The 24,866-nt window shown below is 53.2% G+C and carries 24 protein-coding genes; 13 read left to right on the forward strand and 11 right to left on the reverse strand.

What is annotated here, in order from left to right; translation table 11 throughout:
* Positions 1-3 precede the first annotated feature (3 nt).
* From pspB to tyrR, 6 genes are all read left to right on the forward strand, one after another.
* Positions 4-231 (forward strand): envelope stress response membrane protein PspB, encoded by a 228-nt coding sequence (pspB, locus tag AC2FCQ_RS01880; protein ID WP_012145351.1) that lies wholly within the window; start codon positions 4-6, stop codon positions 229-231.
* Complete coding sequence (gene pspC, locus AC2FCQ_RS01885; RefSeq protein ID WP_209633750.1) at positions 231-590, forward strand: envelope stress response membrane protein PspC; 360 nt, start codon at positions 231-233, stop codon at positions 588-590. The genes pspB and pspC overlap by 1 nt, the downstream gene beginning before the upstream one ends.
* Before the next feature lie 84 nt (positions 591-674).
* Positions 675-941, forward strand: coding sequence for a phage shock protein PspD (pspD, locus tag AC2FCQ_RS01890; protein ID WP_265553456.1), 267 nt, complete (start codon positions 675-677; stop codon positions 939-941).
* The gene (locus AC2FCQ_RS01895; protein WP_209633746.1) at positions 922-2,319 is read left to right on the forward strand and encodes a YcjX family GTP-binding protein; all 1,398 of its coding nucleotides are present in this window, start codon (positions 922-924) and stop codon (positions 2,317-2,319) included. Before pspD ends, AC2FCQ_RS01895 begins: the two co-directional genes overlap by 20 nt.
* On the forward strand, positions 2,316-3,377 hold the full coding sequence (locus AC2FCQ_RS01900; RefSeq protein WP_404759529.1) for a TIGR01620 family protein: 1,062 nt from the start codon (positions 2,316-2,318) through the stop codon (positions 3,375-3,377). The genes AC2FCQ_RS01895 and AC2FCQ_RS01900 overlap by 4 nt, the downstream gene beginning before the upstream one ends.
* 329 nt (positions 3,378-3,706) lie before the next feature.
* Positions 3,707-5,278 (forward strand): transcriptional regulator TyrR, encoded by a 1,572-nt coding sequence (gene tyrR, locus AC2FCQ_RS01905; RefSeq protein ID WP_490307432.1) that lies wholly within the window; start codon positions 3,707-3,709, stop codon positions 5,276-5,278.
* A gap of 64 nt (positions 5,279-5,342) precedes the next feature.
* Here tyrR and tpx read toward each other — a convergent pair whose 3' ends face one another.
* Positions 5,343-5,846 carry a thiol peroxidase gene (gene tpx, locus AC2FCQ_RS01910; RefSeq protein ID WP_037415704.1) on the reverse strand — a complete coding sequence of 168 codons (504 nt, stop codon included), beginning with the start codon at positions 5,844-5,846 and terminating at the stop codon, positions 5,343-5,345.
* Positions 5,847-6,070: 224 nt separating this feature from the next.
* Here tpx and ycjG point away from each other — a divergent pair, with 224 nt between their 5' ends.
* Complete coding sequence (gene ycjG / locus AC2FCQ_RS01915) at positions 6,071-7,042, forward strand: L-Ala-D/L-Glu epimerase (protein ID WP_490307433.1); 972 nt, start codon at positions 6,071-6,073, stop codon at positions 7,040-7,042.
* Positions 7,043-7,047: 5 nt separating this feature from the next.
* On the opposite strand, the gene mpaA is transcribed toward ycjG, so the two are convergent.
* On the reverse strand, positions 7,048-7,755 hold the full coding sequence (mpaA, locus tag AC2FCQ_RS01920) for a murein tripeptide amidase MpaA (protein WP_209633738.1): 708 nt from the start codon (positions 7,753-7,755) through the stop codon (positions 7,048-7,050).
* A gap of 332 nt (positions 7,756-8,087) precedes the next feature.
* Here mpaA and AC2FCQ_RS01925 point away from each other — a divergent pair, with 332 nt between their 5' ends.
* Both AC2FCQ_RS01925 and AC2FCQ_RS01930 read left to right on the forward strand, forming a co-directional pair.
* Entirely contained in the window at positions 8,088-8,438 is a 351-nt protein-coding gene (locus AC2FCQ_RS01925) for a hypothetical protein (protein ID WP_265553442.1), read from the forward strand.
* A 159-nt stretch (positions 8,439-8,597) separates the two neighbouring features.
* Positions 8,598-10,232: a peptide ABC transporter substrate-binding protein gene (locus AC2FCQ_RS01930; protein ID WP_490307434.1), complete on the forward strand. Its 1,635-nt coding sequence runs from the start codon at positions 8,598-8,600 to the stop codon at positions 10,230-10,232.
* A 171-nt stretch (positions 10,233-10,403) separates the two neighbouring features.
* Here AC2FCQ_RS01930 and AC2FCQ_RS01935 read toward each other — a convergent pair whose 3' ends face one another.
* Both AC2FCQ_RS01935 and AC2FCQ_RS01940 read right to left on the reverse strand, forming a co-directional pair.
* Positions 10,404-10,652 carry a hypothetical protein gene (locus tag AC2FCQ_RS01935; protein ID WP_209633732.1) on the reverse strand — a complete coding sequence of 83 codons (249 nt, stop codon included), beginning with the start codon at positions 10,650-10,652 and terminating at the stop codon, positions 10,404-10,406.
* Positions 10,653-10,845: 193 nt separating this feature from the next.
* Positions 10,846-11,919 carry a hypothetical protein gene (locus tag AC2FCQ_RS01940; RefSeq protein WP_245209712.1) on the reverse strand — a complete coding sequence of 358 codons (1,074 nt, stop codon included), beginning with the start codon at positions 11,917-11,919 and terminating at the stop codon, positions 10,846-10,848.
* A gap of 193 nt (positions 11,920-12,112) precedes the next feature.
* Here AC2FCQ_RS01940 and zntB point away from each other — a divergent pair, with 193 nt between their 5' ends.
* A complete protein-coding gene (gene zntB, locus AC2FCQ_RS01945; protein ID WP_209633728.1) occupies positions 12,113-13,096 on the forward strand; it encodes a zinc transporter ZntB in 984 nt (327 codons plus the stop codon).
* A 217-nt stretch (positions 13,097-13,313) separates the two neighbouring features.
* Here zntB and AC2FCQ_RS01950 read toward each other — a convergent pair whose 3' ends face one another.
* The 4 genes from AC2FCQ_RS01950 to umuD form a co-directional block, all read right to left on the reverse strand.
* Positions 13,314-13,712: a VOC family protein gene (locus AC2FCQ_RS01950; protein WP_209633726.1), complete on the reverse strand. Its 399-nt coding sequence runs from the start codon at positions 13,710-13,712 to the stop codon at positions 13,314-13,316.
* A 139-nt stretch (positions 13,713-13,851) separates the two neighbouring features.
* Positions 13,852-14,784, reverse strand: a complete 933-nt coding sequence (gene ttcA, locus AC2FCQ_RS01955; protein WP_490307435.1) for a tRNA 2-thiocytidine(32) synthetase TtcA — start codon at positions 14,782-14,784, stop codon at positions 13,852-13,854.
* Positions 14,785-14,911: 127 nt separating this feature from the next.
* A complete protein-coding gene (umuC, locus tag AC2FCQ_RS01960; protein ID WP_490307436.1) occupies positions 14,912-16,180 on the reverse strand; it encodes a translesion error-prone DNA polymerase V subunit UmuC in 1,269 nt (422 codons plus the stop codon).
* Positions 16,180-16,602, reverse strand: coding sequence for a translesion error-prone DNA polymerase V autoproteolytic subunit (gene umuD, locus AC2FCQ_RS01965; RefSeq protein WP_209633720.1), 423 nt, complete (start codon positions 16,600-16,602; stop codon positions 16,180-16,182). The genes umuC and umuD overlap by 1 nt, the downstream gene beginning before the upstream one ends.
* Before the next feature lie 263 nt (positions 16,603-16,865).
* On the opposite strand from umuD, the gene AC2FCQ_RS01970 reads away from it, so the two are divergent.
* Positions 16,866-18,110, forward strand: coding sequence for an alginate lyase family protein (locus AC2FCQ_RS01970; RefSeq protein WP_404760271.1), 1,245 nt, complete (start codon positions 16,866-16,868; stop codon positions 18,108-18,110).
* Position 18,111: 1 nt separating this feature from the next.
* Here the strand turns inward: AC2FCQ_RS01970 and nifJ are convergent, their stop codons facing one another.
* Positions 18,112-21,645 carry a pyruvate:ferredoxin (flavodoxin) oxidoreductase gene (nifJ, locus tag AC2FCQ_RS01975; protein ID WP_404759535.1) on the reverse strand — a complete coding sequence of 1,178 codons (3,534 nt, stop codon included), beginning with the start codon at positions 21,643-21,645 and terminating at the stop codon, positions 18,112-18,114.
* 251 nt (positions 21,646-21,896) lie between these two features.
* On the opposite strand from nifJ, the gene AC2FCQ_RS01980 reads away from it, so the two are divergent.
* Positions 21,897-22,229 (forward strand): SMR family transporter, encoded by a 333-nt coding sequence (locus tag AC2FCQ_RS01980; protein ID WP_209633715.1) that lies wholly within the window; start codon positions 21,897-21,899, stop codon positions 22,227-22,229.
* 503 nt (positions 22,230-22,732) lie between these two features.
* Complete coding sequence (locus AC2FCQ_RS01985; protein ID WP_209633713.1) at positions 22,733-22,993, forward strand: DUF333 domain-containing protein; 261 nt, start codon at positions 22,733-22,735, stop codon at positions 22,991-22,993.
* A gap of 43 nt (positions 22,994-23,036) precedes the next feature.
* Here AC2FCQ_RS01985 and hslJ read toward each other — a convergent pair whose 3' ends face one another.
* Both hslJ and AC2FCQ_RS01995 read right to left on the reverse strand, forming a co-directional pair.
* On the reverse strand, positions 23,037-23,465 hold the full coding sequence (hslJ, locus tag AC2FCQ_RS01990) for a heat shock protein HslJ (protein ID WP_490307437.1): 429 nt from the start codon (positions 23,463-23,465) through the stop codon (positions 23,037-23,039).
* Between the two features lie 144 nt (positions 23,466-23,609).
* Positions 23,610-24,602: a 2-hydroxyacid dehydrogenase gene (locus AC2FCQ_RS01995; protein ID WP_209633709.1), complete on the reverse strand. Its 993-nt coding sequence runs from the start codon at positions 24,600-24,602 to the stop codon at positions 23,610-23,612.
* Between the last annotated feature and the right edge of the window lie 264 nt (positions 24,603-24,866).

Below are 24,866 nucleotides of genomic sequence, written 5' to 3' on the forward strand. Positions count from 1 at the left end.
GAAATGAGTGCTCTATTACTTGCCATTCCGTTGACAATCTTTGTGTTGTTTGTCGCACCGATTTGGCTTTGGCTGCATTACAGCAATCGGCAACAAAACGGCATCCAGCTAAGCCATCAGGAAATGCAGCGGTTGGCGCAGTTGGCCGAAGATGCCAAGCGCATGCGTGAACGCATCCAGGCGTTGGAAGAGATCCTCGATGCAGAACACCCGAACTGGAGACAGTCTTGATGAACACGACTCTGGGCAGCAAAAAGCTTTATCGCGTTCCTGAGGAAGGGATGCTGAAGGGGGTCTGCGCCGGTTTAGCCCATTACTTTGACGTGCCGGTGCGGTTGATCCGCGTGATTGTGGTGTTATCGATGTTCTTCGGGCTGTTTTTCTTCACCTTGATCGCGTATTTCGCGTTGGTGTTTGTGTTGGACGAAGCACCGGCCAGCCGCTTCGAAGGCGAACAGCAAAAATCACCGCGGCAGTTGCTTGACCAGCTTGAATATGAATTGGGCAGTGGCGAACAGCAATTGCGGCAGGTTGAGCGTTATGTGACGTCGGATACCTTTGGCGTGCAGAGTCGTTTCCGCAAGTTATAGCGTGCGAAGGCCTGCGCTTGGCGCAGGTCAGGCATTGCACCCGTGACATCCTTTTGAACCCAACTGTGCCGGAGGGCATTGATAGTGAACAAAATCCATGCCGTAAACACCGTTAAATCCGGTGGATTTAAACAAGGAGCCGGTGCAATGTTGAAGACATTGTCTAAAGTCATCATCATAGCGTTACTGAATTACGGTCCTGCAGGCGCGGCCGGCTGGCTGTTGCGGACCGTCGGTCGCAAACCGATTCGCTTTGTACTGGCGCTGGTTCTGGAACCCTTGTTCCGCAAAGGCCTGAACAAAGTATTTGGGCGTTATGCCAAGGAGAACAATGAAACGACTGCAAAATGAGTTAACGTCGCTGGTCAACCGCGGAATGGATCGCCACCTGCGTCTGGCGGTAACCGGCCTTAGCCGTAGCGGCAAAACGGCTTTTATCACTGCCTTCGTCAATCAATTGCTGCACGTTCACAGCGGTGCGCGCATGCCGCTGTTCTCACCCGTGCGTGAAGAGCGGCTGCTGGGTGTAAAGCGTATCCCGCAGCGCGATCTTGGCATTCAGCGTTTTACGTATGATGAAGGGCTGGCACAGCTTTATGGCACACCGCCAAGTTGGCCAACCCCGACCCGTGGCGTCAGCGAAATTCGTCTGGCGCTACGTTACCGCTCCAATGATTCACTGCTCCGCCATTTCAAAGACACCTCAACGCTGTATCTGGAGATTGTTGATTATCCAGGGGAGTGGTTGTTGGATTTGCCGATGCTGGAACAGGATTACCTGGCCTGGTCGCGTCAAATGGCGGGCTTACTGCAGGGCGATCGTGCCGAGTGGGCCAAACCTTGGCTGGAACTGTGCAAAAGTTGTGATCCGCTCGCCCCGGCTGATGAAAACAAGCTTGCGGCGATCGCCCAAGCCTATACCGACTACCTATTGCGCTGTAAAAGCGAAGGGCTGCATTTTATTCAGCCGGGCCGTTTTGTACTGCCGGGCGATCTGGCAGGCGCACCCGCATTGCAGTTCTTCCCATGGCCAAATGTGGACAGTCTCGGTGAGTCGAAACTGGCACAGGCAGATAAACACAGCAACATCGGCATGCTGCGAGCGCGTTTCAATTATTACTGCCAGACGATCGTCAAAAACTTTTATAAAGAACATTTTGTCCGGTTCGATCGTCAGATCGTGCTGGTGGATTGCCTGCAACCACTCAACAGCGGTCCACAGGCGTTTAACGATATGCGGCTGGCGCTGACCCAATTGATGCAGAGCTTCCACTACGGTAAGCGTACGCTGTTTCGCCGGTTATTTTCACCCACCATCGATAAACTGATGTTCGCTGCCACCAAGGCCGATCACATCACTGCCGACCAACACGCCAATTTGGTGTCGCTGTTGCAACAGTTAGTGCAGGAGGCATGGCAGAATGCCGCGTTTGAGGGGATCAGCATGGATTGCGTCGGGCTGGCTTCGGTGCAGGCCACTGAAAGTGGCATTGTTGACCATCAGGGGCAGCGGATCCCGGCGTTAAAGGGCAACCGCCTGAACGACGGCGCACCGCTGACGGTATTCCCCGGCGAAGTCCCCGCGCGTTTGCCGGGGCCGGCATTTTGGCAGAATCAGGGCTTCCATTTCGATGAGTTTCGTCCACGCGCCATGAGTGTGGACAGTCCATTACCGCATATTCGTCTGGACGCGGTAATGGAGTTTTTACTGGGAGATAAATTGCGATGAGCGAGCCGATAAAACCGCGTATCGATTTTGAAGAACCGCTACAAGCGCCGCAAGAGCCTGTGTTGCGCGCCAATGTGGCGTTTGACGAACAGCAGGCTGAGCACTTTTTCCCTGCGGCACCGGAGTTAGAACAAGAAGAGGAAGAAGGGCGCGCCGAAGGCATTATTAACGCGGCGCTGAAACCCAAACGCAGTCTGTGGCGCAAAATGGTCACCGCTGGGCTGGGGCTGTTTGGCATTAGCGTGGTGGCACAGGGCGTACAGTGGGTGCATACCGCCTGGGTACAGCAGGATTGGATCGCCCTGGGCGGCGGCGTGGCAGGCGGTTTGATCGTCTTTGCCGGTGTGGGCTCGGTCGTGACCGAGTGGCGCCGGTTATATCGGTTGCGCCAGCGTGCAGAAGAACGCGATGTCGCGCGTGAGCTGCTGCATAGCCACGGGCTGGGTAAAGGCCGTGAGTTTTGTGAAAAACTGGCGCGCCAGGCAGGCCTTGATCAAGGGCACCCCGCATTGCAACGTTGGCAGGCATCGCTACATGAAACTCAAAACGATCGTGAAGTTGTCGCGCTCTATGCCAAGTTGGTACAACCGGTACTGGATAACCAGGCGCGGCGTGAAATTAGCCGCTCGGCAGCCGAGTCTACGTTAATGATCGCTGTCAGTCCGCTGGCGGTGGTGGATATGGCGTTTATCGCGTGGCGTAATATTCGTCTTATCAACCGCATTGCGGCGTTGTATGGCATCGAACTGGGTTACTTTAGTCGTCTGCGGTTGTTCCGGTTGGTGTTGTTGAATATTGCCTTTGCCGGCGCGTCAGAATTGGTGCGCGAAGTGGGTATGGATTGGATGTCGCAAGATTTAGCGGCCAGACTCTCTGCCCGTGCGGCGCAGGGGATCGGGGCCGGCTTACTGACTGCCAGACTGGGTATCAAGGCGATGGAACTATGCCGCCCGTTGCCCTGGCTTGAAGGGGAAAAACCAAAGCTGGGTGATTTCCGCAGCCAATTGGTGGGGCAATTGAAAGACACGCTGAAAAAAAGCGACAACAAAGCCAAATAACCGATCGGCGGCGCCTCTTTTGGCGCCGTTGTTTATTTCGCCCTCGATCAGCCCTCGATAACGCCAAGACGTAACCCTCACTTGACGAAAGACGATCCCCCTGCAAATGCATTATATTTATCTGCTAATTTATTGATGGTTGTGATAACACTCTACAGATAAGCTAAAATGACGCCGATGGTGTTATTCACTTGCGTTTAAAATCATCAACAACAGCGATAAATCAGAGTTCTGTCAACTTTTGCTGACAGATTGCTTCTACCGCTTGAGGTGAGAGAGTATCATCATCGCCAGTCATCCCCGCACCTGCTGAGATAAGGCCAATACTGATGCGTTTGGAAGTTTTTTGCGAAGACCGTCTCGGTCTGACTCGAGAGTTGCTCGATCTTTTGGTATTGCGCAGCATCGATTTACGTGGCATCGAAATCGATCCCATTGGCCGCATTTACCTCAACTTTTCCCAATTGGACTTTGACACCTTCCGTGCGCTGATGGCGGAGATCCGCCGTATTGCCGGCGTGACAGATGTCCGTACTGTGAATTTCATGCCGTCTGAGCGTGAACACCGTGCGCTGCGTGCGCTGTTGGAGTCAATGCCGGAGCCGGTATTTTCAATTGATATGAAAGGCAAGGTTGAACTGGCCAACCCGGCAGCGCAGGCATTGTTCGGTTTCAGCGAAGACAAGATCCGTAATCAGACCGCGACTGCATTGATTGGGGGTTATAACTTCAACCGCTGGTTGGAGAGCGAACAGACGACGCCGCAATCTGAACGTGTCGTGATCCGCAGCCAGGATTTCCTGATGGATATCACGCCAATCTATCTGGAAGACGAAAACCAGCAGAGTGCCGCCGTAGGCGCGGTAGTGATGTTGAAATCTACGGCACGTATGGGGCGTCAGCTACAGAATTTGTCGGTGAATGATGATACCGAGTTTGATCATATCGTCGCCGCCAGCCCGAAAATGCGTCACGTGTTGGACCAGGCCCGCAAATTAGCGATGCTGGATGCACCACTGCTGATTGTGGGGGACACCGGTACTGGCAAAGATATTCTGGCCCGTGCTTGTCACCTGCGTAGCCCGCGGGGCAAGCAACCGTTCCTGGCATTGAACTGTGCCGCATTGCCGGATGATGTCGCGGAAAGTGAACTGTTCGGCCATGCCGCGGGTGCGTATCCCAATGCGCTTGAAGGCAAGAAGGGCTTCTTCGAGCAGGCGCACGGTGGTTCGGTGCTGCTGGATGAAATCGGTGAAATGTCCCCGCGCATGCAGACAAAACTTCTGCGCTTTATTAACGATGGCACTTTCCGCCGGGTCGGTGAAGAACACGAAGTGCATGTGGATGTGCGCGTGATCTGCGCGACGCAGAAAAACCTGATTGAGCTGGTGCAGCGCGGTGAGTTCCGCGAGGATCTCTATTACCGTCTTAACGTACTGACCATTACCATTCCGCCGTTACGTGAACGCCCGCAAGACATTATGCCGCTGACCGAGCTGTTTGTGGCGCGCTTTGCCGATGAGCAGGGTGTAGCGCGACCAAAGCTGGCGAACGATCTGGGCAGTTTCCTCAGTAAATATGGCTGGCCGGGCAACGTGCGGCAGTTAAAAAACGCAATCTACCGTGCGTTGACACAAACCGAAGGCTTCGAATTACGCCCACAAGATATTGTATTGCCGGAGTTTGAAGTTGAGATGTCACTGGGTGATGAAGTGTTGGACGGTTCGCTTGACGACATCAGCAAACGTTTTGAACGCTCAGTGCTGACGCGGTTGTACCGTACTTACCCCAGTACGCGAAAACTGGCAAAGCGTTTGGGGGTTTCGCATACCGCGATCGCCAATAAACTGCGGGAGTATGGCTTAAGTAGCCGTAAGCCGGCAGAGGAAAGCGAAGAATAAAAAAACGGGCGCAATAAGCGCCCGTTTCAAGGTAAAAAGGCCGGTGAATTACCGGTCTTTTTTATTAGTTCAGCGCAGCCAGCGCTGCATCGTAGTCTGGCTCGTTGGTGATTTCATTCACCAGTTCGCTGTACAGCACGTTGTCCTGACCATCCAACACCACAACGGCACGGGCAGTCAGACCCGCCAACGGACCCTCAGCGATTTCAACACCGTAAGCCTGTTTGAACTCTGCGCCACGCAGGGTAGACAGAGTGACGACGTTGCTCAGGCCTTCTGCGCCACAGAAACGTGACTGTGCAAATGGCAGATCGGAGGAAATGCACAGCACAACGGTATTATCCAGACCGCTGGCCAGTTGATTGAATTTACGTACTGACGCCGCGCAAACGCCAGTATCAATACTTGGGAAAATGTTCAGGACTTTACGTTGCCCTGCGAAGCTGCTCAGCGCTACGTCTGACAGGTCTTTGGCAACCAGTGAGAAGGCTTTGGCTTGTTCGCCTGACTGTGGCAGGTGTCCTGCAACGCTTACCGGGTTACCTTGAAAATGTACTGTCTGAGTCATTAGCTTGATTCCTTTATTTTGGGTACGTACAAAGGGCATGAGCCTAATAGACGTGCCTTTCGGCCCGTGTTTAACATTAGGTTCACACCCTGGCCTCAGTTTATGTCAACAATTGTGGGTTGGATATATAAAGTTTGCTAAATAGTTGTATATATTAGAGTGTGTTGAAAAAACCGCCCGCGCATCTGTCCGACTTTATGCGCTATTTCCGCCCAGGAGCCGCTATGAGAAGCATGCGTTTTTACCCAGAAGCCTGGCCGTTGCATACTGCCTTTGTTATTGCCCGCGGCAGCCGTACTGAAGCCAACGTGGTGGTGGTCGAAATTGAACAGCAGGGCGTGCGTGGCATCGGTGAATGTACGCCATATCCCCGCTATGGTGAAAGTGAAACTTCGGTGATGGCGCAGCTTGCTGACGTGGCGCCGGCCGTCGAGCAAGGCGTGACGCGTGAGCAACTGCAAGCCCTCATGCCAGCAGGTGCTGCGCGTAATGCTGTTGATTCTGCATTGTGGGATTTGGAATGCCGATTGAATGGTCAGAATCTTTGGCAGCGCAGTGGCGTTGTAGAACCAGAACGTATTTTGATGGCGCAAACCGTCAGTATCGGTTCGCCGGAAGCGATGGCTTTCGCCGCACGGGAGCTTGAGCAGCAGGGCGCGCGATTGCTGAAGATCAAACTGGACAACCATTTGATCAGCGAACGGCTGGTGGCGATCCGTTCGGCAGTGCCGGATGTGACGTTGATCGTCGACGCCAATGAGTCGTGGCAGGTCGAAGGCCTGGCGGCCCGTTGCCAACTGCTCGCGGATTTGGGCGTGGCGATGCTGGAACAACCGCTACCGGCGACGGATGACGGCGCACTAGAAAACTTTATCCATCCGTTACCGATCTGTGCTGATGAGAGTTGCCATACCCGCAGTGATCTCGCCAAATTGGTTGGCCGTTATCAAATGATCAATATCAAGCTGGACAAAACCGGTGGTTTGACGGAAGGGCTTGCGCTGGCTGAGAAGGCACGGGAAGACGGATTTGCCATTATGCTGGGGTGTATGCTGTGCACCTCGCGGGCGATCAATGCCGCGTTGCCGCTGGCGCCGGGGGCGCGTTTTGTCGATCTGGATGGGCCGACCTGGTTGGCGAAGGACGTTGAGCCAGGGCTGGATTTTGAATGTGGGGCGATTAACCTCGCCCCATAACCGGTTTAGTCCGGGTAAGTCAGCAACTCTACCATGGCATCAAGGTAACTTTCGCTGGCGGCATCGGCTGATATCGGTGGGAATTCTGCGGTAATGCAGGGCAGCGACAAATCGGCGCACCAGCTGCCGAATGACCCTGGCGTCTCATAGCCAACGCTGGTTACCAGCGGCAAGGCAAACTTATGTGAAAGCCAAACGCCTAGCCGAGAGCTGGCTGGGTCTTCAATACAGGCCAAGGGCTCGTGGAACGACACGACCCAGTGTGGTTTCAGCCGATGGATCAGATGACACAGTGCCTGAGTTTCAGGTTCGGACCCAGGGCGACCGCCGGTCGAGAGCTTGACATCCCGGGCCTCTGCTGCGCTGTTCCAGCGATAAACCGTGTCGCCTGAACGCCAGTTGGCCGCAGGAAAATTACGGTTGAGATCAACGCCGTTGGCATTGGCACGTAGCCCAAGCTGACAGCCATCGGGATTGACCGCCAGCACAACATGATGACGTAATTGGTTTGGCGCGATGCTGCGCAGTGCACAGGACAAGGTAACGATCGCGGCACCCTCATCACCGTGGGTGCCAGCGATGATCAGCCCGGTTTCTGGGCCACTGATGGCCGCTGGGAAATAGAGGAGCGGCGCGCCCAACAGCGAACTGCCGTAATTCTCTCCTGCAACGGCCAATTGGCCACGTTCACTGCGCGGTCGATGCTGGATCATGCTGTAGTCCCTGATTTAAAGGTCGAGAGTGATTATCATTTTATTCAGTGTATTACGGTTTTGCTTCTCTTTCCCAGAGCATTTGTGCACCCTTTGCGCAATGTGTGAACCGGCTGCAGCGAAAATGCTAATTAAACCGCACCAGGCAGGTTGCTGTTGTTATACCCCAAATAATTGGAGTTGCATCGAGGCGGCAACCGCATAAATCTCGATGAGCTTACTCAAGTCAGTGATTCGGGTGAGTAAGGGCAGCCAACAAAGATGCAGCTTCAAGTATTACGGGTATATACTATCGGCAGAAGCTAAGCCAATAACCAGCAAGGGGATTTAACATGCCAGTAGCCAGAATAGTCGCCAGCTATAGCGAAAATGATAAGGATACCATTACGTTGCTGTGTGGCGTGGACGAGGAAAACCAGATCCGTCAGGGGGAATGGTTTGGCGTGGTGAAGAACGACGACGGGCGTGGAGATGAGTCAAACTATCCGTTTACCCTGCACGTCGACTACCAGAAAAACAGCTTCTATCTCGATTATGGCTATGATGATGCCGAATCGCGCCAGATGCAGAAAACCGATATTTCTGCCAAACCACTGGCTGAAAAAGGTTTCTTCACCATTTTTGATGAAGAAGAGGGTGAAGAGTTCAGCTACCGCATCAATAGCATTCACCTTTACGAGTAAAAACGTCTGAAGTAAAAATGCCCGTATCGACATTGTCGTGCGGGCATTTTTTATTGTCTGGCCCCCAGTTTTTGCATCTTGTCCGTCTCGAACTCTAGGTGAGTCTACTCTTGTGCTATAAGATAAAAAATTCAGATGGTTAACTGGGGATGAATCAGAATGACGAGAAAAAAAATTCAACAGGGTTTTCGTTTGGCATTGTGTGCAGTGGCGATCGGCGCAGGATTGAACAGCGCGCTGGCCGCACAGGTTCCCCCAGGCACCATTCTGGCGGAAAAACAGGAAATTGTTCGTCATATTAAAGATGAGCCGGCCTCACTGGATCCCATCAAAGCGGTGGGGTTGCCGGAAGCGCAGCTAGCGCGCGATTTGTTTGAAGGATTGGTGAATCAGGATGCCAACGGAAAGGTGATCCCTGGTGTTGCCACGCGTTGGCAAACTGCAGATAACCAAACCTATATCTTCACGTTGCGCAAAGATGCTCGCTGGTCCAATGGTGACCCTGTCACGGCAAAGGATTTTGTTTATAGCTGGCAACGGCTGGTTGAGCCCAAAAACTTGTCCCCTTTTGCCTGGTTTGCTCAACTGGCGGGTATCCAGAATGCGGATGAGATCATTGCCGGTAAATTACCTGCCGACAAACTGGGCGTCACGGCGCTGGATGACTACACCTTCAAAGTGCAGTTGAACAAGCCGGTGCCTTATTTTGTCAGCCTGACTGCCAACTTCAGTCTGTTCCCGGTGAACAAGACCGTCGTGGAGAAATTTGGCAACGATTGGACGAAAGTCGGCAATCTGGTCGGTAACGGTGCGTTCAAACTGCAAGAGCGGGTGGTCAACGAGAAGCTGGTATTGACGCCAAATGAACACTATTGGGATCACGCGCATACGGTATTGACGAAAGTGACCTTTGTACCGATCAACCAGGAATCCAACGCCACCAAACGTTATCTGGCCGGCGATATCGATATCACGGAGTCCTTCCCGAAGAATATGTATCAAAAGTTGCTGAAAGATATTCCGGGGCAGGTCTACACGCCGGATCAGCTTGGTACCTACTATTATGCGTTTAACACCCAACGTGCACCCACCAACGATGTACGGGTGCGTAAAGCCTTGTCTTACGCTATCGACCGCAAGATTATCGCCGAGAAGGTGCTGGGTACCGGTGAGAAACCGGCTTACCACTTCACGCCGGACGTCACCGCCGGGTTTAAACCTGAAGTGAGCTTGTTACAACAACAACCGCAGGCGGAGCTGGATGCGCAAGCCAAGGCATTGATGCAGGCCGCAGGTTATGGCCCGAATAATCCATTGAAGCTGACACTGTTGTATAACACCTCGGAAAGTCATCAGAAAATAGCGATTGCCGTGGCCTCAATGTGGAAGAAAACGCTGGGTATCGACGTCAAGCTGCAAAACCAGGAATGGAAAACCTACATTGATAGCCGTAATACCGGCAATTTCGACGTGGTGCGCGCTTCTTGGGTGGGAGATTACAACGAGGCATCGACTTTCCTGTCGTTGTTGAGCTCTACCCACAGCGGCAATATCGCCAAATTCAAAAGTGCGAATTATGACAAACTGTTGGCACAGGCCAGCCGTGAAACCAATCCCGCGTCCCTGACCACAGACTACAACAAGCTGGAACAGATCATCGCCGAACAGGCACCGATTGCGCCAATTTACCAGTACACCAATGGTCGATTAATCAAGCCTTGGGTGAAGGGCTATCCGATCACCAATCCGGAAGACGTGGCCTACAGCCAAACGATGTATATTACCCAACATTAATGACAGTTAATCCGGCCCCGTTAATCGGGGCCGGATTACGTTTACTTGCCGAAGAATAAAATAAGCCTCTGGCGTTTATTTCATCCATGGCAATCATTCAGGCTCAAGCAAAATGGGCTTATTTTTATTTGGACAATTAATCCTGGTACGACGCGTAGCGTTATTTATCGCTTATAAGCTGTCCCGCATGGCATCGACCAGTACGCGACCTGTCATATCTGTTTGGGTAATGCGATAACTGGTTGGATAGGAACGGCGGGTACTCAAATGGTCATGGACTGAGACGTTGCCAACGTGTGCGCCCTGGGCGTTCTTGACGATAAATTCACTGATTTCTTCTTGGCCCTGATTTTGAAAACTGACACTGCGGATTTTTTCCAGCGTATCGCTGTCATCTAATTTTAAATGGTCACGTAACATAACTACCTCCTCGTAGTTAGGGAAGTATATGCCTCTGAAATTTGAGCTGGAACAGCTTTATGTTGATTTTTTATTGTTATTTTGAATTAAAATTGCTGTGAATATGTTAAGTCATAATAATGGCATCATCGCTAGCGCTTTATTCACTCTATTCGCCAAGATTGGAAATGATTTTATTTCATTTCGGTGATTATTAGTCTGCGTCTTGCTTAAATAATGCCTTGCGGCCAAGAGAAGACGGAAATACGCAGGCCACGTCATGCGCACAGCCGGGCACAATCAGTAAGTCATGCTTGGCGTGCGGGGCGATAAATTGCCGATCGTAAGCGGCATAGGCGATACCGCGTTGCAGCCGATAAGGGCCTTGAGCCTGCGCCGCGCAGGATTTATCGAGTATCTTGTAGAACGTGCCTGGTGCATTACCGGTATCTTTCTCGCCTTCAATGTAGGTGATATCTGCCATTGCATAGCGTTGACGTACAGACTCTGGGCTTTGTCCGAGAAAAGGGGGCATAGAATCAATGCCGTATTTCCAACGATTGATGTTCGGGCAAGCGTCCGTATTGCTCACAACCCAATCAAAGCGACAGCGTCCTTTTTGGTTACAGTTGCGCCAGTCGGCAGGGTGTGTGTTCTCTATCGGTTGTGGCCGTTGGCGATCAAAATAGAGCCAGCTGCCTGGGTCAGCGATGACATAACGCAGCGCCACGCCGGCAGGCGGTTTGGCAAATCCAGCATAGTGTTGCACAAATTGCGCACCGGCGGAAAAACCAGCAACGGTGATCGACTGTATTTGCGGCCATTTTATTTTCAGTTCGGCAACCAGACGATCCAGTGCGGTAAATGAGCTGGTTTGCCCCAGAGTGTCGAGGCCTCCCTCGATCCAGGAACTGCAACTCCACAGCGCGTCGCCTGCCTGAGCGGCTGGGACTCCCGGTGAATGGCAGTGCGTGGCCTGGCTGCCACTGACGGGGAACAGTGGGGCGACCAGCAGCGTGTCCCCCGTTCTGGCAGACAGTTGGGCGGCCTTAATGGCGGCCTGCAGTGTTTTACCGGCATCTCGCGGGTGGCCATGAATGACGACCAAAGCAGAGCGTGGGGAGTTAGCCTGCGGTTTAGCCACAAAGTACGGCAGTTGGCCTGACCCCGCCAGTTGTAGCGGGTAAGTTTCAGCATAGTGGTTCAGTGCTGGGCTGGCGTGCAGGCAGAAAGCGTACAAGAGCCCAGACAGGCTCACCAGACGGCAGAGCCGCGTTATTGTTTTCATTATCATCATTCTGCCGTTGCACTACTGTCAAACATGATTCTCTCCCACCGGGTATTCAGTCACTCCTTGGTATGCACAAGTATAGTGAGTTCGGGTCGGAGCGTGGGAGAAACCAACCCTTACAGCTTGGTCTTTGATCTGCATACCAATAACGCTAGACTCTCGGATAACTGAAAAGCAGAGGGGATGAGGAATGGAAGTCATTGAGGGGCGCGAGTTACAGGTTCCTGACGCAGTGTATGCTTACCAGCTTGACGGCAAGGGTGGCGTAACACCGATTGATTACGAAGATAAAGTCACCTGCGACGAACCTTGCTGGCTGCATCTCGATTATGCTCATTCAGCTAGCGCCGAGTGGCTGACCACCACGCCGCTGTTGCCGGATGCGGTAAGGGAGGCGTTATCTGGAGAAAGTTCGCGACCGCGCGTCAGTCGGGTTGGCGATGGCACCATGATCACGCTGCGCAGTATCAATTTCAACACTAACTCGCGGCCGGATCAGTTAGTGACGATCCGTGTTTATATGACCGACAAACTGATCGTGTCTACCCGTCACCGTAAGGTGTACTCCATTGATCAGGTGGTGAACGATCTGCAAAATGGCAGCGGGCCGACCAACAGTGGTAATTGGCTGGTGGAAATATCCGATGCGCTGACAGACCATGCCAGTGAATTTATCGAAGACTTGCACGATAAGATCATCGATCTGGAAGATGCGCTGTTAGAGCAACAAATCCCTGAACGCGGGCAGTTGGCGTTGATCCGCAAACAATTGATTGTACTGCGTCGCTACATGGCGCCGCAGCGTGACGTATTTTCCCGTTTGGCAAGCGATCGCCTGCCCTGGATGAACGATGATGATCGTCGCCGTATGCAGGATATCGCCGACCGGTTGGGGCGAGGGCTGGATGACCTGGACGGCAGCATTGCACGTACCGCGATCCTGTCCGACGAAATCACCACCGTAATGGCCGATGCGATGAATCGCCGTACCTACACAATGTCTTTGTTGGCGATGGTGTTTTTACCGACCACCTTTTTGACCGGGCTGTTTGGTGTCAACCTTGGTGGCATCCCTGGCAATACAGCGCCCTTTGGTTTTGGGTCGTTTTGCCTGATGCTGCTCGCTCTGGTGCTAGGCGTGGGCTGGTGGCTGAAGCGGCGCCGTTGGCTGTAACCAAAAAGCCCTGAAAACCCGGTTAACATTGAGCGATATCAACTTTTCCGGGGGGGAAATGGGGCATGATCTCTCCCGCAGGTGAATGCAACGTCAAGCGATGGGCGTTGTGCTCCATAATTGTCTTACTTTCTTATATTTAGAATTACTGCATAGCACATTGATTCATACGATGCCGGTTTAATCACCGGCATTTTTTTGTCTGTCATTTTCCCCGTCAGGCGGCACTCTCATCCCAAAAACTGGCCTCGATCTTGTGCCCGTCCAGATCGCGCACAAAGCAGCCATAGTAGGCCTCACCATAATGCGGTCGTGAGCCGGGAGCACCTTCATCTTTTGCGCCGGCCTGCAGCGCCTGGCGGTAGAAATCATCAACCTGTTGTTTGCTGGTGGCGAAAAATCCCACATGCAGACCGTTACCGGTTGTCGCCGGTTTACCGTCGATCGGGATCTGCAACCAGAACTCCGGATAATCACGCCCATAGCCAATAGCACCAGGATGTTCTAACACCCGTCGGCAGCCTAATGCGGCAAGCGTGCGATCGTAAAAATCAGCTGCGGCTTCAAAATTATTGCTGCCGAGAGAAACGTGGGATAAGCAGGGGGTGATGTTCATCGGTAATCTCCTGGTTGCTGTATAAAAACACAGTATAGGATAAAAACCGCACTGTCCGACGAATTCTGCTGAAATTGCGAGCGGGATCAAAAACGGGGAAGGAAAGGAACCGCCCGCAGCGTGCGGGCGGTATATCGACTTACTTAATTTCGAGAACGTCTAAACGCACCGGGGTGGCGTCATCCGCATCTTCCGGTTGCCAGCCGATCGGTTGCATGGGGAGGTCTTCGCGGTCAAAGGCCAAATCCCCGCCGTCAACAACCTCACTACCGTGATGAATGCCTTTAAAATCAAACAGGTTAAAGTCACTCAGGTGCGAGGTCACGACGTTCTGCGTTGCGCTGAACATGGTTTCCAGACGGCCCGGGTAACGTTTATCCCAGTCACGCAACATATCGCCAATGACCTGGCGTTGCAGGTTAGGCTGCGAACCACACAGGTTACATGGAATAATCGGGAATGCCTTGGCGATCGAGAAACGCTCAATGTCTTTTTCACGGCAATAAGCCAGCGGGCGAATGACCACGTGCTTGCCATCGTCGCTCATCAGTTTCGGTGGCATGCCTTTCAGCTTACCGCCATAGAACATGTTGAGGAACAACGTTTGCAGAATGTCGTCACGGTGGTGGCCAAGGGCAATTTTGGTCGCGCCCAGTTCGGTGGCGGTGCGGTAAAGGATCCCGCGGCGCAGGCGTGAACACAGCGAACAGGTGGTTTTGCCTTCGGGAATTTTGTCTTTGACGATGCTGTAGGTATTTTCCTCAACGATCTTGTATTCCACACCTAGGCTTTCCAAATAGGCTGGCAGAATATGCTCGGGGAAACCAGGCTGTTTTTGGTCGAGGTTTACCGCAATCAGTGAGAAGTTGACCGGTGCGCTCTGCTGCAGATTACGCAGGATCTCCAGCATGGTGTAGCTGTCTTTGCCACCGGACAGGCAGACCATGATACGGTCACCTTCTTCAATCATGTTGAAATCGGCGATCGCTTGGCCCACGTTACGACGCAGACGCTTTTGCAACTTGTTGAGATTGTACTGCTCTTTTTGACTAATTGTTTGATTATCTGACATTAAATCGTGCTCGTTCTCAATTGGGGGCACTATGGGCATGACGTTTTAGGCAGCGAGTTTAGCATTCTATGGGCTGATTGGGTATTTCATCCATACGCTCTTGGCCGCAAAGGCTGATTGCCGATTTTCAGTACACGCGAGCACGCGGTAAATCTTCCACCCGTGTGGTGTAAGCCGGAGAGAGAAACTCACGCTTCATCGACCATGTTTGCTGGTTTCCTTGTCCGGCAAACCACACCCCTGAATGCCCGGACTGATTGATTTTGTCCAGGGCGGCCATCAAACGTTCGCTGTTGGGGCGTGGCTGATATTCATCGAACAGGTCTAACTGAGCTACGCCTTGCGAGTAAAAGTCTTGCAGCATAACGCCGGCTTTTAGATAGCGGTGGCCGGGCTGCCAAATCTTATCAAGGCACCGAATCGCTGCTGCGATGATGTCGCGCGTATCTTGCGTTGGCGTACTGAGCATGATGCTCGCGGTGTTGCCATAATACTTTTCGTTGGCCGAGAAGGGGCTGGTTTTAACCCATGCGTTGATATTCCGGCAATATTGGTGCTCTGCACGCAGTTTTTCTGCCGCGCGGGAAGCATGCATACAGATTGCCTGATGCATATCACCATATTCGGTGACGCGTTCACCAAATGATCTGCTGCAAATAATCTGCTGTTTGGTTGGGGCAAACTCCTCGAGCGACAAGCAGGGTTCACCGCGCAGTTCACGCACTGTGCGTTCAATTACCACGCTGAAATGCTTGCGGATCATTGTGGTGCTGGCATCCGCCAATTGCAGTGCGGTTTTGATCCCCATATTTTGCAGCTCTTTGGTTAGGCGTCTTCCGATACCCCAGACTTCCATCACCGGCACTTTCGCCATTAATTTTCGTTGCTGTTCCGGGTTGGAAAGATCAACCACACCACGGGTTTGTTCCCATTTTTTCGCTGCGAAGTTCGCCAATTTTGCCAGCGTCTTGGTTTGGGCAATACCGACACCGACGGTGAGGCCGGTACATTGCAAAACGCGGTCGCGAACCTGGTGCCCGAACGTTGTCAAATCGACACAATTTTGTACGCCGGCAAGATCAAGGAAGCTTTCGTCAATGGAGTAAATTTCAACACGGGGGGCCATTTCTTCGAGCACGGCCATCACTCGCATCGACATATCGGCGTACAGCTCATAGTTGCTGCTGAATGCGATACCGCCTGCACGTTCAAAATCATGCTTTATTTTGAAGTAGGGCGCGCCTGTTTTCAGGCCCAGGGCTTTAGCCTCTTTACTCTGCGCTACCACACAGCCGTCGTTGTTAGACAGCACAACCACGGGCCGCCCACGGAGGTCTGGGCGCCACAGTATTTCACAACTCGCATAAAAACTGTTCACGTCGGCCAGGGCGTACATTATTTCAGCCTCGTGATGGTTGAAACGACCACGCCGACGATATTCTGCTCGTCGTTGTCATCCCGCAGCGGTATTGGCCGGAACTTCGGATTCATCGGCTCAAGCTGCGCGACAGGATGCAGACACAGGCGCTTAACGGTGAACTCGCCTGCGATGCTGGCGATCACGATATCGCCGTGGCAGGCGCCAATGCTTCGATCAACCACCAGCATGGATCCGTCGGTGATCCCGGCTTCGATCATGCTTTCTCCGGAAGCGATCAGAAAGTACGTCGCCGAAGGGTGGCTAATGCAGTATTCGTTGAGGTCAATCCGTGCGTGTATGTAGTCTTGCGCGGGACTGGGAAAGCCAGCCGGGACATTATCGGCGTAAAGCGGAATGCGCTGTTTCTCTGGGGTTGGTGTGGGTAAAAAGTGTTTCATGGTGCATTTCTCTATACTGTTTTTATATACAGTATAATCGATTTTTAGCCATTACAACCATAAAGAAAGTCAGGGGCGAGACGATCGTCAGTTATCCCCTTGTTGGGCAAGATGATCCTCTCGGAAAAGTTTTAGGGGGTGGCTCACAAGCTCCAGTGTCCGTGCGTTTTTACGCTCAGAAACGTTTTTTATCTGTCGGGACACACAAAACCGGGCAGGATACTCTCAGTCACTCATGATCATAATGGGGTACCTGCCTGATGATACGTACCTGCCTGCGTGCAGCCCTCTTGCTTTGCCTGACGCCTTTTACCGCTAACGCCGTTGAGTGCTGTATTTTCTTGCAGCAGCCGCAGTTGTCACAGGTAAAAGCACAGACTCAGGGGGATGCCAACTATCAACGCCTGATACGTGATGCTGACAGCGCACTGCGAAAGCCGTTGCTCAGCGTCACTGATAAAGGCCTGACCCCGCCGAGCGGAGACAGGCATGACTACCTGAGCCTGGGGGCCTATTGGTGGCCGGATGCGAGTAAACCCAATGGGTTGCCTTGGGTTCGTCGCGATGGGCAGGTGAACCCGGCCAGTAAAAATGAACAGAGTGATGGCGTGCGGCTGGCAGAGTTCACCCAGCGGGTACAAACACTGGCATTGGCGGGGTATTTCTCCGGCCAGCAACGTTACAGCGATCGGGCGATTAGGCTGATCCGTACCTGGTTCATCGATCCATCAACGCGGATGAACCCAAACCTCAACTACGCTCAGGGTATTCCGGGCCGCGACAGCGGGCGCGGTAATGGCATTCTCGATGGGCGCTATTTTGCCATTCGCATTGTCGACAGCCTGTTATTGCTGCAACAGACTCCGGGGTGGACGGCGCAAGATGAAAGCCAGATGCGGCAATGGTTTGCCCGTTACCTCGACTGGTTGTTACACAGCCCAGCCGGTAAACAGGAGGGCGCCGCAAAGAATAATCATGGCAGTTGGTATACCGTGCAGGTAGCGGGCATTGCTGCCTGGCTCGGGCGTGACGACGTGGTGCGTGATATGGCCGTTTTGATGCAGCATAAGCTGGATGTGCAGCTTGCCGTCAACGGGACGCAACCGCAGGAACTGCTGCGTACTCGTTCGTTTCACTACAGTTACTTTAATCTGCAAGCCTTGGTCCTGATGGCGGGTTTGGCACAGCGACAGGGCATCGATCTCTGGCATTACCCTACAGAACAGGGCAGCTCATTATTGGCTGCGCTGGATTTTATGGCGCCTTATGTTGATGCGGCGCACCCGTGGCCTTATCCGAGTCTGGATCGGGTCGGGGTTCGCCTTGTTCCGCTGCTGATCCAAACCGACAGCATGCTGAAAACCAAACGCTATCAAACGGTGATTGAAAAAGCGCAATTTGACGTCAGGCAATGGCAGGGCAAAAGCAGTTACGTACGCGGTGCGGTGAAAGAGGCGCAGCGGCAAAGCTGGCTGGAAGCGGGGCGCGAACCGGTCGCGCCCCAATGATTTACTCAGCGGAGGTTTTTTCTCCTTTACCGGCCAGTAGACTGAGGAAGTCGTACTTTTCCTTCAGCTCTTTCTCGGCGGCCTGATACAACGCGCTGGCGACTTCCGGCTGCTGTGAGTTCAGGCGGCGGAAGCGCTGCTCTTTGAGCAGGGTTTCGGTCAGGTTGCTGTTGGGTGGCCGTGAGTCCAGTGCCAGTGCTGCTTTACCTTCATCTGCACGACGCGGATCGAAGCGATACAACGGCCAGAAGCCAGTGGCGGTCAACTGCTTCATTTGATCGTGGCTGAGTGCCAGATCGTAACCGTGCTCTTCACAAGGACTGTAGGCGATAATCAGGGACGGGCCCGGATAGGCCTCGGCTTCCTGAATCGCTTTCACCGTCTGGTTGAGCTGCGCACCCAGCGAGATTTGCGCGACATACACGTGGCCGTACATCATCATGCTGACGCCTAAGTCCTTACGTGCCTTACGCTTGCCGTGCTCGCCGAACTTGGTGACGGCGCCCAGTGGGGTGGCCTTCGACTGCTGACCGCCGGTATTGGAATAGCATTGGGTATCCAGCACCAGTACGTTGACGTTCTCGGTCAGGCTGAGGACGTGATCCAACCCACCGAATCCGATGTCGTAAGCCCAGCCATCGCCGCCAATCAGCCAGATAGATTTGTCCACCAGATAATCGGCGTCGGTCGCCAGCTGGCGTGCGTCGTTACCTTCAATCTGCATCAGCAGACTGCGCAGTTCAGCAATCTGCTGGCGGCGAGGTTCCGGAGCGATATCATCCATCTGCAGGGCATTAACCAACTGTGCCGGCAACTGCGGTGCCAGGGTGTTCAACAGACGCAACACGCGGCTGCGATGCTGATCGACCGTCAATCGGAAACCGAGACCAAACTCTGCATTATCCTCAAATAGCGAGTTGGCCCAGGCAGGGCCGCGGCCTTCGGCATTGGTGGTGTAAGGGGTGGTAGGCAAGTTGCCACCGTAAATAGATGAGCAGCCGGTGGCGTTGGCAATCAGTAGTCGATCGCCATAAAGTTGGGTCAAGAGCTTAATGTACGGCGTTTCGCCACAGCCGGAACAGGCACCGGAATATTCGAACAGCGGTGAGATCAGCTGCGACGTGCGAATGTCGATCCGTTCGAGCTGTGCAGGATCGATCTCCGGCAGTTGCAGGAAGAAGTCGTAATGCGCTTTTTCCTCAGCCAAATGCTCCAGGCGCGGCGCCATGTTGATCGCTTTGATGTCCGGGTTCTGGCGATCTTTCGCCGGGCACACCTCAACGCACAGATTACAGCCGGTGCAGTCTTCCGGGGCTACCTGCAGGACGTATTTCTGGCCACGCATATCGCGTGCCTTCACATCTAGCGATTGCAGTGAGGCAGGAGCATGTTCCATCGCTTCCGGTTGTACCACTTTAGCGCGAATCGCGGAGTGCGGGCAGGCGGCCACGCAGTGGTTGCATTGGGTGCACAGATCCGGCTGCCAAATGGGGATATCTTCGGCGATATTGCGTTTTTCCCACTGGGTGGTGCCAACCGGCCAGGTACCGTCAGGCGGGAAGGCCGACACCGGCAGTGCATCACCCAGTCCGGCCAACATCGCGGCAGTCACGGTTTTGACAAAGTCGGGTGCCGCGTCGGAGACCACGGGAGGGCGCATTGGGCTATTGTCGTTAACCGGCTGCAGCGGGATTTCAACCAGTGCGTCGAGCGTGGCGGCTAGCGCCTGCCAGTTACGTTCAACAATGTCCTGACCTTTGCTGCTGTAGCTGCGGGCGATGGCGTCCTGCAATTGCTGCAGCGCGACGTCGCTTGGCAGGATCTGGGTCAGGTGGAAGAACGCCATCTGCATCACGGTATTGATACGCGCACCGAGCCGGCATTCACGCGCCAATTTTGCTGCGTTGATAATGTAAAAACGCGCCTGACGTTGCAGCAGCACCGCCTGCACTTCCTGCGGCAGACGTGACCAGGCCTCTTCGGCACCGTATGGAGTATTGAGCAGGAAGATACCCCCTGGTTTCAAGCGTTCCGCCATCTGGTAGGTATCGATAAATTGCAACTGGTGGCAGCCTACAAAGTCGGCGCGGCTGACCAGATAGGCCGAGTTGATCGGGTGCTCGCTGACGCGCAGGTGTGACACTGTCAGGCCGCCGGCCTTTTTAGAGTCGTAAACGAAATAGCCCTGCGCGTACATCGGTGTGCTGTTGCCGATGATTTTTATGTTGTTCTTGGTGGCGGATACGGAGCCGTCGCTGCCCAAGCCGTAGAACAGTGCCTCCAACGAAGCACGCTGCGGTAGGGGGTCTTCACTGAGTGGCAGAGAAAGGCCGGTGACATCATCGAAAATGCCGACGGTAAAGCGCGGACGCGGTTTTTCCAATGCCAGTTCGTTAAATACCGCCAATGCACAGTCTGGCCCGAACTCCTTTGAGGACAACCCGTAACGACCGCCAATGACCATTGGCATACTGGCACGTTCACCACGGCTGAAGGCTTCGGCCAGCGCGGTCATCACGTCCAGATAGAGCGGCTCCGCTAATGCCCCCGGCTCTTTGGTGCGATCCAGTACGGCGATTTTTTTTGCGCTCTCCGGCAGAACGCTGAGCAGATGCTGCGCGGAAAATGGCCGGAACAACCGGACTTTCAACACGCCGACTTTTTCACCACGGGTCAGCAGGGCGTCGATCGCTTCTTCGCAGGTGCCGATAGCAGAACCCATCAGGATCACCACGCGTTCGGCCTGCGGGTGGCCATAATATTCAAAAGGTTGGTATTTCCGCCCGGTAATTTGGGCGAATGTGTCCATGGCATCAATCACATGCTGACACGCGGCGTTGTACCAAGGGTTGGTGGCTTCACGCGACTGGAAATACGTGTCCGGATTGGCGGAGGTGCCGCGTACCACGGGGTGGTCTGGCGACAGGGCGCGGCTGCGATGTGCATCAATCGCATCCTGTGGCAGCATTTGGCGCAGAACGTCGTCGCTCAGCGGTATGATCTTGTTGATTTCATGCGAGGTACGGAAACCATCAAAAAAATGAATAAATGGCAGGCGGCTGTTGAGGGTGGCGGTTTGAGAAATTAACGCAAAGTCCTGCGCTTCCTGCACATTGCTGGCGCACAGCATGGCGCACCCCGTTTGGCGTACGGCCATGACGTCTGAATGGTCACCGAAAATTGACAGCGCGTGAGTTGCAATCGTCCTGGCGGCGACGTGCAGTACAAAGGGCGTCAGTTCGCCGGCCAATTTGTACAGCGTCGGGATCATCAACAGCAGGCCCTGCGATGAGGTAAACGACGTCGACAGCGCACCGGTTTGTAACGCCCCGTGTACCGTGGCGATAGCGCCGCCTTCGGACTGCATTTCCACCACTCGCGGTACGTCTCCCCAGATATTCTGGCGGCCGTCACCGGACCAGGCATCGGCTTGCTCTGCCATGGTCGAACTGGGGGTGATTGGGTAGATGGCAATCACTTCGCTGGCGCGATAGGCGACGGAAGCGACTGCGTTATTACCATCTGTAGTAATCATCGACTTTACCTTTCATTGCTCAAAAAGCTGCAGGAGTCACCTCTTGCAGTAATTAACAAAAGTCTAGCAGAGGGATATATTGGCTCTTTATCGCGTTTGTGTGGCGGACGATAAATCGACAAAAATCGGTGTAAACGGATATTTCTTGAATTGAGACCGTTCTGTGATGGAGAATTGTCATGCTTGTTTAACGACAATTTATTTCCGGCACGTCATACTGGTAAAACGGCAAACTTACAGAAGAAAAAACGATGAGTGGATTTATGTATTTGGCCATGGCAATTGTTGCAGAAGTGATCGCGACAACCATGCTGAAAGCCTCTGAGGGCTTTACCCGCCTATGGCCGTCACTGGTGGTCGTGATTGGTTACGGTGTGGCTTTCTGGGGGCTGTCAATGGTGGTGAAAACCATGCCATTGGGGATTGTTTATGCTATCTGGTCGGGCATGGGCATTGTTCTGGTGTCGATTGCGGCAGTATTTGTTTATCAACAAAAGCTGGATCTGCCTGCTGTACTTGGCATGGGATTAATTATTGCCGGGGTACTGGTGATTAATTTACTGTCAAAAACTGCCGCGCATTGATCCTTATTCCAACATAAAAATAGCCAGCGTGACATTCAGCGGCGCTGGCTGAAAATTGCAGTAATAAATAACTGAAAATAATGGATTGATTATAATCATTGCTTTTCTCTCGGCAGTGTTTCCCCTGCATTTTCACCTGCATCTGTCAGCAACATCAGCACTGTTTTCTCGCCTGCGTTTTGTGCCATTCGGCGTAGCTGAAATCGCCTGCAGGTCCTCAACCGTCCCCTCAATTCGCCCAAGGTTAACCCGCTCTCGGGCCTCGCACTGAGGGTTCGACATCTGCGCTGCCGACAAGACGGAAAAACCCGGTAACCATAATAATCACTGCGCTGTTCAAATAAACGCCAAATAATTGCAGGAATATATTTTCATTATTTATATATCAGGCTAGATTAAATAGGTTTGCATCAAAGATAACAAAACGCGTCCGCAATAAAGTGATGCGAGTTATCAGCAATGGCGATTTTACACAGCGAAGTTCCGGGTTCAGGAGTGGAATAATGACAACATCTAAATGGGTGCTGGCCAGTGCCGTATTGCTTTTGGCAGCCTGCAGCAGCAAGAATGAAGAACCAGTCCAACAAGGCAACAGTGCAAGAATCAATAGCTTACAGACTAGCGCAAACTGCGCCATCGTTGGCGGCGTCACTACCGTGACCCACAACTTGAACGGCGAGGCGATCAGAATGTGCCAGATGCCGAATGGCAAACAGTGCGAAGAATCCACGTTGGGCCGGGGCGCCTGCGCGAGCGCCGGCTAACGTAAAAGCGCACCAGGCCGCCGGGCAGCCTGGTGCACAGGGATCACTGCACCCAATCGCGCAGTTTATAAATCAGGGTATGGTCACCGCCGCTCAGCGTTAACTGCTGTGCGCTGAGGGTTACTTTTGCCCCGTTGCTCAGCACGTCGCCGATCATTGCGTCCCACTGGTTGAGCTGCGGATCGGTGCACAGCATGCGGGTAGAGGCCAGGCCTTGCACCGTCAATACGCCGTCTTGCAATTGGCCATTGCCGAAGAAGCGGTTACACATGGCACCGGAAACGTGCATTGTTTCACCGAACTCGATATTAGGCCCATTGCCGTGCCCTGGCGTCACCGTTATACCGTCGACACTTTGCAGCACAAAGTGATGATGCAACAGATCGCTTTCTGTCACCGTCTTACTTTTCTGATTCATTCCACACCCGGCTAACAGCAGCACCGTTAACGCCACCAAGATAGGCTTGTTCATCGGCTCTCCTTGCTATACCCGTCATACTTGAAACTGCCTCTTTGTTGGCTGCGTCTGCTCACCCCGGTCACCTGGTTGACCAGGCTCCCGGGGATTTACAGGCTTGCCGCCTCGACGCAACGCCAATTATCCAGGGTATAAAAATCAGGCATTGAGCTGGTTAGGGCAGTTCTCGCCGCGATCCAACAGGTTCACGTTTTGTAACGTGGTTTCCGATATGCTGGTCAGCGCCTCTTCCGTCAGGAAAGCCTGATGACCGGTAAACAGCACGTTGTGGCAGGCTGACAGACGGCGGAAAATATCGTCCTGAATCACGTCATTGGATTTGTCTTCGAAGAACAAGTCACGTTCGTTCTCATACACGTCCATACCGAGAGCGCCGATTTTTTGCTGTTTCAACGCATCAATCGCTGCTGATGAATCAATCAGACCGCCACGGCTGGTGTTGATGATCATCACGCCATCTTTCATGGCTGAAAAAGCGTCGGTGTTCAGCAGGTGGTGATTTTCCGGCGTTAGCGGGCAGTGCAGGGTGATCACGTCAGACTGTGCGTACAGCGTTTTCAGATCGACGTATTCTGCACCCAATTCCAGAGCCTCATCGCTTGGGTATGGGTCATAAGCCAACAGTTTCATGCCGAACCCTTTCAGGATACGCATGGTGGCGACGCCAATTTTACCGGTGCCGATGACCCCGGCAGTGCGGTTATGCATATTGAACCCAATCAGCCCTTCGAGCGAGAAATTGGCATCACGGGTGCGTTGGTAGGCTCGGTGAATACGGCGGTTAAGGCACATCATCATCCCTACCGCATGTTCAGCAACGGCTTCGGGTGAATAGGCCGGTACGCGCACCACCTTGATGCCCAATTCTTTGGCGGCATCCAAATCCACATTGTTGAAGCCCGCACAGCGCAGCGCCAGGATTTCGACGCCTAATGCCGCCAGCTCTTCAAGGACTTCACGGCTACCGTCGTCGTTGACGAAGATGCAGATAGCTTTACAGCCGGCGGCGTTTTTGGCGGTTTTTTTACTAAGCAAGAAGTCAAAGAACTCCAGCTCGAAGCCAAACTGCTGATTCACCAGTTCGAGATATTTACGGTCATACTGTTTGGTGCTGTATATCGCCAATTTCATCGTGGTTTCTCCCGCGTGATTTTGTGATCAATTTAACAGATTTTGGTAAATTCTACAATTGGTTAGCCCATGTCGGTAACGCTAAAAAGTGGTATGGGTCATCAGGTGAAGCTGTATCAATAAAGGTAGCTGGCGACGCTGAAACAGGCAGGATATTCAGTGTGTGCAGGAGGGTAAGGGACGTTGCTGAGCAGAGGATAAAAAAAATCCCCACGGGGGAGTGGGGAATGGCTTCTCTAGTATAGTTAGCTAGCAGCTGACTTT

The sequence above is a fragment of the Serratia sp. CoH_134_PS_4 genome (assembly GCF_058190535.1).

What these genes read in the sequence shown, in the direction of transcription:
- pspB (WP_012145351.1), top strand. Translation starts at nt 4, where the DNA reads ATGAGTGCTCTATTACTTGCCATTCCGTTGACAATCTTTGTGTTGTTT.
- pspC (WP_209633750.1), top strand. Translation starts at nt 231, where the DNA reads ATGAACACGACTCTGGGCAGCAAAAAGCTTTATCGCGTTCCTGAGGAA.
- AC2FCQ_RS01895 (WP_209633746.1), top strand. Translation starts at nt 922, where the DNA reads ATGAAACGACTGCAAAATGAGTTAACGTCGCTGGTCAACCGCGGAATG.
- AC2FCQ_RS01900 (WP_404759529.1), top strand. Translation starts at nt 2,316, where the DNA reads ATGAGCGAGCCGATAAAACCGCGTATCGATTTTGAAGAACCGCTACAA.
- tyrR (WP_490307432.1), top strand. Translation starts at nt 3,707, where the DNA reads ATGCGTTTGGAAGTTTTTTGCGAAGACCGTCTCGGTCTGACTCGAGAG.
- tpx (WP_037415704.1), bottom strand. Translation starts at nt 5,846, where the DNA reads ATGACTCAGACAGTACATTTTCAAGGTAACCCGGTAAGCGTTGCAGGA.
- ycjG (WP_490307433.1), top strand. Translation starts at nt 6,071, where the DNA reads ATGAGAAGCATGCGTTTTTACCCAGAAGCCTGGCCGTTGCATACTGCC.
- mpaA (WP_209633738.1), bottom strand. Translation starts at nt 7,755, where the DNA reads ATGATCCAGCATCGACCGCGCAGTGAACGTGGCCAATTGGCCGTTGCA.
- AC2FCQ_RS01925 (WP_265553442.1), top strand. Translation starts at nt 8,088, where the DNA reads ATGCCAGTAGCCAGAATAGTCGCCAGCTATAGCGAAAATGATAAGGAT.
- AC2FCQ_RS01930 (WP_490307434.1), top strand. Translation starts at nt 8,598, where the DNA reads ATGACGAGAAAAAAAATTCAACAGGGTTTTCGTTTGGCATTGTGTGCA.
- AC2FCQ_RS01935 (WP_209633732.1), bottom strand. Translation starts at nt 10,652, where the DNA reads ATGTTACGTGACCATTTAAAATTAGATGACAGCGATACGCTGGAAAAA.
- AC2FCQ_RS01940 (WP_245209712.1), bottom strand. Translation starts at nt 11,919, where the DNA reads ATGAAAACAATAACGCGGCTCTGCCGTCTGGTGAGCCTGTCTGGGCTC.
- zntB (WP_209633728.1), top strand. Translation starts at nt 12,113, where the DNA reads ATGGAAGTCATTGAGGGGCGCGAGTTACAGGTTCCTGACGCAGTGTAT.
- AC2FCQ_RS01950 (WP_209633726.1), bottom strand. Translation starts at nt 13,712, where the DNA reads ATGAACATCACCCCCTGCTTATCCCACGTTTCTCTCGGCAGCAATAAT.
- ttcA (WP_490307435.1), bottom strand. Translation starts at nt 14,784, where the DNA reads ATGTCAGATAATCAAACAATTAGTCAAAAAGAGCAGTACAATCTCAAC.
- umuC (WP_490307436.1), bottom strand. Translation starts at nt 16,180, where the DNA reads ATGTACGCCCTGGCCGACGTGAACAGTTTTTATGCGAGTTGTGAAATA.
- umuD (WP_209633720.1), bottom strand. Translation starts at nt 16,602, where the DNA reads ATGAAACACTTTTTACCCACACCAACCCCAGAGAAACAGCGCATTCCG.
- nifJ (WP_404759535.1), bottom strand. Translation starts at nt 21,645, where the DNA reads ATGATTACTACAGATGGTAATAACGCAGTCGCTTCCGTCGCCTATCGC.
- AC2FCQ_RS01980 (WP_209633715.1), top strand. Translation starts at nt 21,897, where the DNA reads ATGAGTGGATTTATGTATTTGGCCATGGCAATTGTTGCAGAAGTGATC.
- AC2FCQ_RS01985 (WP_209633713.1), top strand. Translation starts at nt 22,733, where the DNA reads ATGACAACATCTAAATGGGTGCTGGCCAGTGCCGTATTGCTTTTGGCA.
- hslJ (WP_490307437.1), bottom strand. Translation starts at nt 23,465, where the DNA reads ATGAACAAGCCTATCTTGGTGGCGTTAACGGTGCTGCTGTTAGCCGGG.
- AC2FCQ_RS01995 (WP_209633709.1), bottom strand. Translation starts at nt 24,602, where the DNA reads ATGAAATTGGCGATATACAGCACCAAACAGTATGACCGTAAATATCTC.